Origin of the sequence: Thermoplasma sp., assembly GCF_008709555.1 — an archaeon.
Classification (GTDB): domain Archaea; phylum Thermoplasmatota; class Thermoplasmata; order Thermoplasmatales; family Thermoplasmataceae; genus Thermoplasma.
The window spans coordinates 53,380-60,280 of sequence record NZ_VYIJ01000009.1 but is presented as its reverse complement, the minus strand read 5'-3'; the positions used below and the strand labels follow the sequence as shown (position 1 = coordinate 60,280).

Here is a 6,901-nt window from a genome sequence, read left to right as displayed (position 1 = left end):
GGCGATGGAAAACCTACAAGTATGGATACTACGGGTACAAGGCCCCAGAAAACGGAAATAGCCTGATATGAACGGGAGGTTCTCAGCACTTGCCAGTATGGGTAAAATTCCTCTTCTGGCTGCCACTGAAAGCATCCTCTCTGAGACGTCAACACCGACTTTTATGCCGAGCTTTGATGCAAAGCGGCCGGTACCGACGCCTATTTCCACTCCAATTCCATGCGGCATCAGCCTTCCTATGAATCCGACCTGGTCCCTGTATTCATCTGGATGCGCTTCGTACCATGCATCGTATCTTGCTGCATTTTCATCGAAATATGATCTCTCATCCATGATTCAGGATCTATTGAGGGAAAAATACCCTTCCTCAAGGAAAATGAAGATCTGAAATTCAGCTGAGGATCAGCTCACGTGTTCTGATTCGTCCTATTTTCAAGGGCCAGCTTCAGTTTTTCTATGGATGATGGGTTTTCAAGCCCTGTTCGGTCTCCAACCACATCACCATTCATATACACCTCTCTGAGAAAACGCCTCAGGATCTTTCCACTTGGCGTTTTTGGCATTTCATCGACAACGATTACGTCGGCCGGTCTGGCAAACTTTCCAAGTCCGTCTTCTATCTTCTTCACAATGGCGGCTTCCAGGCCATCTGAGTTTACGCTGTTCTTTGGAGTGACGAAAACCACTGGAACAAGTCCCTTGATCTCATCCGATACACCCACGACAGCGCATTCTGCCACAGAATCCACCTCAGCGATCAGGCTTTCCATTTCCATTGTGCTCAGCCGGTGCCCGGCAACATTGATAACATCATCGTTTCTTCCGAGCACCCAGAAATGCCCATCATCATCCTTGAGAGCGACATCATATGTGTAGTAAACGCCGGGTATTCTGCCATAGTATTCATTCAGGAATCTTTCATGCTCCTCCCACAGGTCCCTGATCATCATGGGTATCGGCCTTCTTATTACCAGGTTGCCTGGTGTATTGATAACGGAATTTCCATGATCATCAACAACATCCACATGCGCACCCAGGAATTCTATACCACTTGAACCAGCCTTCATTCCAGTGGCAAAGGCGGAACCGGCCAGCGGCGTACCGGCTGTCTCTGTCTGCCCCCATGTGTTGTTTATGAAAGCTGATGCAAAATGTTTCCTTATCCAATACCAGGCTTCAGGATTCAGAGGTTCACCGACTAATCCTATCACCTTCACCGAGGACAGATCGTACTTACCTTCAGGATAACCGTATCTCATCAGCATCCTTATGAGTGTGGGTGCTGTGAATATCTTTGTCACTCCGTACCTCTCTATTATCCTGTAGAAGTTTTCTATGGAAGGATGATCCATTGCACCTTCATAGAAAAGTGTTGTCGTACCGTTTGACAGGGCTCCGATTATACCCCATATATGCATTGTGAGCCATCCTATGTCAGCCGTGCACCACAGTATGTCGGATTTTCTAAGATCCAGATGGTATCTTGCATACACGTAGTTGTTCACAAGGAAGCCCGCACCGGAGAGAACCACACCCTTTGGCCTTCCTGTTGTTCCTGATGTATAGAAGACGATCCCTGGATCGTTGGCTTCCGGGTATTCCATTTTGATTTTATCCGGCATTGAGTATACTATCTTATCAAACTCAACATCCCTTTGATTAAGATCTACATCATTACCGGCGTTCCTTACAACTATCACCTTCTCAACGGACTGAAATTTTATCTCGTCAACTCTTTTTTCAGCTCCACGAGCCTGCCTCTTCTGTATGTTCCATCTGCCGTTATTATTATCTTTGGCTTGAAGTGCGAAATCCTGTTTTCCAGGGCCTGAGTGGAAAAACCAGAGAATATGGTATTGAAAACTGCTCCTAACCGGTAACACGCAAGAACGCTGAACAGGGTTTCGGGGATATTTGGTAGAAATATAGAAACTCTGTCGCCCTTCTTCACTCCAATTGAACGAAGGCCGTTGGCCAACCTGTTAACTATGGAATTAAGCATACCATATGTATAGGCGGATCTTCTTCCAGTCTCGCTTTCAAATATAAGGGCCAGCCTGTTATAGCTATCATCCAGATGCCGGTCTATGAGATTCTCAGCGACATTTATGTATCCACCAGTGAAGAATCTGAAGTTAGGGAGCGATCCCTCCATGGTTGTATCCCATCTCTTCTTCCATACAAGATCAGATGCAACGGACTCCCAGAAGCGCTCTGGATCTTTTTTAGAAAACTCAAGCAATCTATAGAATGAAAGGCTCTTCTCCTCTTCAACCATCTTTATTTCTTTGCTCTTTGTTATAAAATCAGGGATATCATATGTCATAGCGATAGATAGCATGTATCTCATGTTATTTAAATGTTTATAATAACATATATTCATTGTTTATTAAAATATATAATATATGGCTGAACGATATGTAAATGCCATAAAATATTCTATGTTTGGTACGACATTGCAATTCATCGTACCTGGCATAAAATTCGTGGCTCTACGGGAGATAATGAAAACGATAGAAAAATTTAGATGTTTTATTACATTTTTTCATGGTCCATGAAGATGTGCTGAATAAGAATATCTCCTTTAAAGATGTTCTTGGAGCAGTAGTTGAGGTTTTTGCATTTTTTAGGGATGTTTGCAATCCTAACTTCAGCTACTGGAATCCAGAATATAGGCAGCAACGCCTTGAGTGTGAGCGTTTTGCCAAGCATGATAAGGGGGCTAGGTGGTGGAGGAGGTCCCTCCATATCGTCTGCTTCCATGGAATTTAACATAGTTAACAAGACACCTTGGTATGGCTTTTGGTACATAGTGGACTCTGATGAAATATCTTACTTTAATGTAACGAATTATTATTGGGACGCTACAATAGCTAGTCCTCCTTCAGTATCGCTAACGGCCTACGTGTTACGGTTTCCTGGCGGAACAGTTTTGAACAAGAATGGCCCGTATTCATTCGTTAATGGAACAAACAGTGATGGCATCCAGTATGAGATTTTCTCTTCTGATGTTGAAATGGTGAATTATGCGATAATAACCGGTGAAAACGGGCCAGTAAATAATATGTACACGAATATACTTGTTGATTACATGGTAATGGGTAACGGAAATATCTACATCAAGTACTGGGTATCATATAACAATGTTATAAATTCAGAAGTTGCCGCTTGGATGGCAATTACCAATCTAGCGAAAGAGTTCGCACAATCCGGTGGGGGATAACTGGAGGAGAATAATGCCAATAGATAAGGCCAATGTAGGTCATCGGCAGATAGCAGATGAAGAGAATCGATAAGAGATACAAAATTTTATATCTGCTCAAATTTTTTTAATGAAAGGTACCCCGGCTGGAATATCAACAATGTGAGGGGCTGAAAATGAAATTAAAAAGGTTCCTGATATTGCTCACGTCCGTGCTTGCAATTGTCTCTATAATACTCCTGCTCTCTCCTCTTCTCGAGGCATACAGCCTGAACAGTTCACTCGTTGACGGGGCGGTATGTCCAGGAGCCACTTACAGCTACGAGATGAACGCATTAGGCCCGATAAATTTTTACCGTAATAATTCAGTCAGCAATCTCCTGGGCAATCTCGGTTTCACCACGAGCTACATAAATATCACCATGGAAAATGGCTATGCAGTATTCTCTGTGAAGCTGTATGGCGAGTCCTCGGAAGAAAATGTAACCCTTGCAGATTCGTTTATTCTGAAGGCCGGTGATCACTCCAGACTCTTCGAGTCCTTCTTTCCATCAGGACTCGGGATGGAGGGAGAATTTGTCAACGTGTTCAACAACACTGGCCAGTATTACGGCACTGTGAGCTCATTCTCAGCTGTAAACGTTGGCACAGCTACTCTCTACTCCACCTCACAGATGGTGAAACTTATCAACGTTCCGGGACAGCCGTCCGGTTACTACGAAAATCTGTCACGCAACTTCGATGCGAACACGGTCTATTACATTGAATCTCCGTCGCATTCCTTCCTTAGTTACATCGTGTTCACAGGCAATTCCACCGTCTTCTCTGCTTTGCTCGGTTCATCGGCTGTCTCCAACGTTACTCTGATTTATATCTCACTGGAAAAGACAGATGTTGCCGTCGAAACCTTGAATATATCGCATTATGTGATGAACTACATTGCTGTGGTGGTGATCCTGTGGATTCTGAGTGTGGTTTACATGGTATCTCTGTACAGAAGAGTCTCATTGAAACAGAGGAGATAGAATGGTGTCAGGCTCCGTTGAGGCGATCGTTTGCAGAAATCTCACAAAAGCATTCAAAAAGCGTAGGGTTCTGGACAAGGTCAATTTCGCCCTCAGCGATGGTGTCAATGTCCTTGTTGGTGAGAATGGTGCAGGGAAGAGCACCCTTTTCTACCTCATCAGCGGCATAATGAAGCCGGACAGCGGCATAGCCATGCTCAATGGTATAGACTCCTGGAAAAACCATGGGCAGGCAATGAGAGAGGTTTCCTTCATGCCTGAAAAACCTTCCGTGCTGGGGGGAACATCCGTGAGAGAACATATCTACTGGTTCTCGTCCTTGAACGGTACCGGCATGGAACGCATAATAGATTACTTGCATTTCTTTCAGGTCGATTATATATTGCCAGCCACTTTTCAGTCACTGAGCTTGGGTGAAATGCAGCTTGTGATGATCGCATGCTATCTCAGCACAGAATCGTCAATTTTCATTTTTGATGAGCCAAATTCCAATGTGGATGTTCATAAGCGTTCACTGGTATCTGAAGCGATTAGGCAAAAGGCTGATAAATCCAACAGCCTGTTCCTGATTTCTACACATGTGCTAGACGAAATGCTGACGATCTATGATAGGATGCTGGTGCTGGACAAACACACAGTAAGGTTTTCAGCGGAATCCGGAAAGGTATCATTTGTAAGCGTACTGCGCACCAATAACAACAATCAAATGCTTGCTTCTGTCAGGGAAATGGATAGCAGTGCAGTGCTGATCAATAACGCTGTTTTCACATCGCTGGAAATAAAGAGATGCGCAGAAATAGCATCCGAAAATGGGATTGTTATCATGTCTTATTTTCTTATACCAGCTGAAATGGCGAGAATCTATGAATAGATTTGCTCTTCTTAGATTGATCAGTGTGGAAATGGATCCATACTTTCTAGCTGAGCTTATCATTATCTTCTCTGTCTTTATAGCTAACTATTCGCTGATCTACGAGTATGGCATGCAGCCTGGAGATTCCTCTCTACAATTATATAATTTTACTGGTTCGATCTTGAATTCTATCTACTTTCCATATGTATTGATACTATCCTTGAATATTTTCATGATAACCCTTTTTCTGGAGAACGGAAAGATTCTCACGCTTGTGGCATTTGGTATGAGTGCAAGGAGGGTGCTAACCTGCATGTTCCTTTGGACAGTACTGTATTCAACAGTTATCACTTCTCTGATTTTCACTGCAAATGTTTATTTCTTTGAATTCACAGAATCGCCGGCGGTCTTTGCAGAGATGGTGTTCTATCTTGCTTCGTTCTCAGTCCTGTTCACTGGCGGGGGCTTTCTTATCGCCACTTCCATAAGAAGCCCAATCGTTTCTGCAGGATCACTAATAGCGTTCTTCATCTTTGTTTCACCAACCTTTTTTGGTAAAAGTGCCGATGCCAATCCTCTTTCATTCGCCCTCACTGGATTCTCACACATAGGCCTTTACGCACCGTTTTCGAGTGTGTTTGTGGACGGTGGCATGCTGGAATTTGTTATAGGTGCTGTCCTGTTTGCACTGGCGCTAATGGTCATTGGGAAAAGGAGCCTTAAACCCATGAGGAGGTGATAACGTGAGATGGAAGCAATTTCTGAGACTGACAGTTATCTCACTCGGATTCGTCGTGCTGTTTTCAAGTCTATGGTATTACTCTGGTTCACAAAGCTCTCCTATCAAGGTAGAAACCACAACTTATCTCGATTTCTATAACAGTACCTTCTCTAAAAACATACCGTTGTCGCTGCCCGTTACAGAACAGACCGTTTCATATGGTAATGGAGGTGCGATCTCCTATTATGACGGGATCAGGATCAATGGCACAATCACGAATGCATGGAATGAATATATCATCTATGTTAACTCATCATCCTCAAGCACCATGCTGGAAATAAAAAACCTCAGTTATGGCAGTTACGGGAACTTGAGGCTATCACTCAGGCCGGGTTTTTACAGCATAAAGGCGATGTTCAGAATTAACATACCTATAGAGAATGGCAGAAACGATTCCGGCATTCCGTATGAAATATGGCGAAATATTTCTGGCATTTTCATAACAAACCTTATCAAACCTGATTCAACAATATATATCTATCCATTTGCTGCTTCCATTTCTGCTGCAGCTATCTTCATGGGAATATCTCTTTCAGAGATTCGAAGATTCAACAGTAATTTCAAGCGTGGGTGAAAACTGTTGCATAACACACGCAGCAATCTTTCGAAACTCATTTTTATATTCTCTTTAAGTGTGCAAAGTAGAAATAGAGTGAGCTACTCATCAGCTAAGCTTCGGGGCTTCTTTTCAGCGAAGAGACCTCTGCCTTTACGGACATATGCCGTAGAATAGAAGCATCTCCACAGTTATCGATTGTGCATCAGCCCTACCTTGATCAGACCGATTTTAAGTATGTTCATGGCTGCTTTCAGATCCCTGTCCATGACAAAGCCACAGACACCAGAATGATATACTCAGTCCGAAAGCTCCAGTTCTCGTTTGAATGTTACTGCACCTTGAACATAACTTCCATGATGGTAGGCTGCGCAAGATATATCTTTTTCGGGAATGTTTCTTTTTCATATGCCAGTATGAGGCTTTTCCATTTTCACTGCCAGAGGAAATACGAGGACATAGGCCATCAAATCTCATCAAATGA

General features: G+C 43.3%; 9 protein-coding genes. 5 read left to right on the top strand and 4 right to left on the bottom strand.

Annotation, left to right across the window (positions count from 1 at the left end):
* The 4 genes from F6Q11_RS04815 to F6Q11_RS04800 all read right to left on the bottom strand — a co-directional run.
* Nucleotides 1–333, bottom strand: a 333-nt coding sequence (locus F6Q11_RS04815) for a methyltransferase domain-containing protein (RefSeq protein ID WP_367119330.1), incomplete at its 3' end; no start/stop codon positions are given.
* A gap of 74 nt (nucleotides 334–407) precedes the next feature.
* Nucleotides 408–1,700 carry an acyl-CoA synthetase gene (locus F6Q11_RS04810; protein WP_297026742.1) on the bottom strand — a complete coding sequence of 431 codons (1,293 nt, stop codon included), beginning with the start codon at nucleotides 1,698–1,700 and terminating at the stop codon, nucleotides 408–410.
* A gap of 20 nt (nucleotides 1,701–1,720) precedes the next feature.
* On the bottom strand, nucleotides 1,721–2,278 hold the full coding sequence (locus tag F6Q11_RS04805; protein WP_297026740.1) for an AMP-binding protein: 558 nt from the start codon (nucleotides 2,276–2,278) through the stop codon (nucleotides 1,721–1,723).
* Nucleotides 2,279–2,535: 257 nt separating this feature from the next.
* A complete protein-coding gene (locus tag F6Q11_RS04800; protein ID WP_297026738.1) occupies nucleotides 2,536–2,775 on the bottom strand; it encodes a hypothetical protein in 240 nt (79 codons plus the stop codon).
* Between F6Q11_RS04800 and F6Q11_RS04795 the strand changes: the two genes are divergently transcribed.
* The 5 genes from F6Q11_RS04795 to F6Q11_RS04775 all read left to right on the top strand — a co-directional run bounded on the left by F6Q11_RS04795 (nucleotide 2,762) and on the right by F6Q11_RS04775 (nucleotide 6,435).
* Nucleotides 2,762–3,223, top strand: coding sequence for a hypothetical protein (locus F6Q11_RS04795; protein ID WP_297026736.1), 462 nt, complete (start codon nucleotides 2,762–2,764; stop codon nucleotides 3,221–3,223). The genes F6Q11_RS04800 and F6Q11_RS04795 overlap by 14 nt on opposite strands.
* Nucleotides 3,224–3,378: 155 nt before the next feature.
* Nucleotides 3,379–4,227, top strand: coding sequence for a hypothetical protein (locus tag F6Q11_RS04790; protein ID WP_297026734.1), 849 nt, complete (start codon nucleotides 3,379–3,381; stop codon nucleotides 4,225–4,227).
* A gap of 1 nt (nucleotide 4,228) precedes the next feature.
* On the top strand, nucleotides 4,229–5,098 hold the full coding sequence (locus F6Q11_RS04785) for an ABC transporter ATP-binding protein (protein ID WP_297026731.1): 870 nt from the start codon (nucleotides 4,229–4,231) through the stop codon (nucleotides 5,096–5,098).
* A gap of 214 nt (nucleotides 5,099–5,312) precedes the next feature.
* Complete coding sequence (locus tag F6Q11_RS04780; RefSeq protein ID WP_297026729.1) at nucleotides 5,313–5,819, top strand: hypothetical protein; 507 nt, start codon at nucleotides 5,313–5,315, stop codon at nucleotides 5,817–5,819.
* A gap of 310 nt (nucleotides 5,820–6,129) precedes the next feature.
* Nucleotides 6,130–6,435: a hypothetical protein gene (locus F6Q11_RS04775; RefSeq protein ID WP_297026727.1), complete on the top strand. Its 306-nt coding sequence runs from the start codon at nucleotides 6,130–6,132 to the stop codon at nucleotides 6,433–6,435.
* Nucleotides 6,436–6,901 lie beyond the last annotated feature (466 nt).

Bases quoted from the DNA above. Each gene is read 5' to 3' on its own strand.
- F6Q11_RS04790 (WP_297026734.1), top strand. From the start codon at position 3,379: ATGAAATTAAAAAGGTTCCTGATATTGCTCACGTCCGTGCTTGCAATT.
- F6Q11_RS04795 (WP_297026736.1), top strand. From the start codon at position 2,762: ATGGAATTTAACATAGTTAACAAGACACCTTGGTATGGCTTTTGGTAC.
- F6Q11_RS04785 (WP_297026731.1), top strand. From the start codon at position 4,229: ATGGTGTCAGGCTCCGTTGAGGCGATCGTTTGCAGAAATCTCACAAAA.
- F6Q11_RS04805 (WP_297026740.1), bottom strand. From the start codon at position 2,278: ATGGTTGAAGAGGAGAAGAGCCTTTCATTCTATAGATTGCTTGAGTTT.
- F6Q11_RS04780 (WP_297026729.1), top strand. From the start codon at position 5,313: ATGATAACCCTTTTTCTGGAGAACGGAAAGATTCTCACGCTTGTGGCA.
- F6Q11_RS04775 (WP_297026727.1), top strand. From the start codon at position 6,130: ATGCTGGAAATAAAAAACCTCAGTTATGGCAGTTACGGGAACTTGAGG.
- F6Q11_RS04800 (WP_297026738.1), bottom strand. From the start codon at position 2,775: ATGTTAAATTCCATGGAAGCAGACGATATGGAGGGACCTCCTCCACCA.